This window comes from Bradyrhizobium sp. Ses1, from assembly GCF_059512365.1.
Window position 1 is genome coordinate 1 of the sequence record NZ_JCAMOQ010000162.1, and the last position, 1,507, is coordinate 1,507.

Sequence of the window (1,507 nt, forward strand, 5' to 3'; positions counted from 1 at the left end):
AAAAAGGCGCTCGCCGCCGACCGGCGACCGTGATTCATTGGCTCCGACGAGATTCGGAGATGGTGCGTGCGCGGCGGCGACAATAGAACGGGCGAGCTGTTCAGCTACGTTGACCTGGAGGCGCGGGTCCGGCGAGATCATCCGGTACGAGCGATCCGGACGATTGTGAACGAGGCGCTGTCGGCGCTGGGGCGCGAATTTGCCGGGCTCTATTCGCCGATTGGACGGCCGTCGATCCCGCCGGAGAAGCTGCTGCGGGCGATGCTGTTGCAGGCGTTTTATTCGATCCGCTCGGAGCGGCTTCTCATGGAGCGGCTGGAATACGATCTGCTGTTCCGCTGGTTCGTCGGGATCGGCGTCGACGACGCAGCCTGGGACCATTCGGTGTTCTCGAAGAACCGCGACCGACTGCTGGAAGGCGACATCGCGGCCAAGTTCCTCGCGGCGGTGCTGGCGCAGCCCAAGGTGAACAAGCTTCTGTCGAGCGATCACTTCTCGGTCGATGGCACGCTGATCGAAGCCTGGGCCTCGATGAAGAGCGTCACGCCGAAGGACGGCTCTGCCGAGCCTCCGGCGCAAGGCGGCGGGCGCAATGCCGAAGCGGACTTCCATGGCCAGAAACGCTCGAACGACACCCATGCTTCGACCACCGATCCCGATGCCAGGCTCTACCGCAAGGGTAAAGGCAAGGAGACGAAGCTGTGCTTCATCGGGCATGGGCTGATGGAGAACCGCCACGGCCTGCTGGTCGATGCCTGCCTGACGCTGGCTGGCGGGCATGCCGAACGGGTGGCCGCGCTGCACATGATTGAGCCTCGTGCCGACCGACCAACAGCGATCACACTTGGCGCCGACAAAGCCTACGATGCAGAAGACTTCGTCAACGAGCTGCGCTCGATGAACGCGACGCCGCATGTTGCGCAGAACACCAGCGGCCGCAGCTCTGCGATCGACGGGCGAACGACCCGGCACGGCGGCTATGCCGTCAGCCAGCGCATCCGCAAGCGCATCGAGGAGGCATTCGGCTGGATCAAGACGATCGCAGGGCAAGAGAAGACCAGCTTCCGCGGCCGTGATCGCGTCGCATGGGCATTTACCTTCGCTGCCGCCGCCTACAATCTGGTGCGGCTGCCCAAGCTGATAGCGGAGGCTGGCTGATGGCCAAGGTGCCCGGCTTTGCCAAGGCCGTTGCCGGCCGCTGGCGTATCGTCGAAATGGACAACTGGGACAGCGACTTCCTCGATCTTGTCGAAGAGGCGCATCTCACCTTCGAGGGTAAGTCCGACGGTGAAATTGCCTTCGGTGCGCTGAAGGGCTTTCTCGACGTCCGCTACGGCGCGCGAGACGGTTCTGCCTGCGCGGAGTTCTCATGGGAAGGACACGACGAGAATGACCCGGCCTGCGGTCGCGGATGGGTTATGATCGGCACTGCGGGCAAGCTCGTCGGCCACTTCTACATACACAATGGCGACGATTCAGGCTTCGTTTGCGAACGCGGTTGAGTTCC

The 1,507-nt window shown here is 63.4% G+C and carries 2 protein-coding genes; both read left to right on the top strand.

Going from position 1 to position 1,507, the window contains the following annotated elements; all coding sequences use genetic code 11:
• Positions 1 to 66: 66 nt before the first annotated feature.
• On the top strand, positions 67 to 1,158 hold the full coding sequence (locus AC5ZG5_RS46105; RefSeq protein WP_456647246.1) for an IS5 family transposase: 1,092 nt from the start codon (positions 67 to 69) through the stop codon (positions 1,156 to 1,158).
• Entirely contained in the window at positions 1,158 to 1,502 is a 345-nt protein-coding gene (locus AC5ZG5_RS46110; RefSeq protein ID WP_456647245.1) for a hypothetical protein, read from the top strand. Before AC5ZG5_RS46105 ends, AC5ZG5_RS46110 begins: the two co-directional genes overlap by 1 nt.
• The last annotated feature ends 5 nt before the right edge of the window (positions 1,503 to 1,507 follow it).

Coding starts and splice junctions, on each gene's coding strand:
- AC5ZG5_RS46110 (WP_456647245.1), top strand. CDS start 1,158: ATGGCCAAGGTGCCCGGCTTTGCCAAGGCCGTTGCCGGCCGCTGGCGT.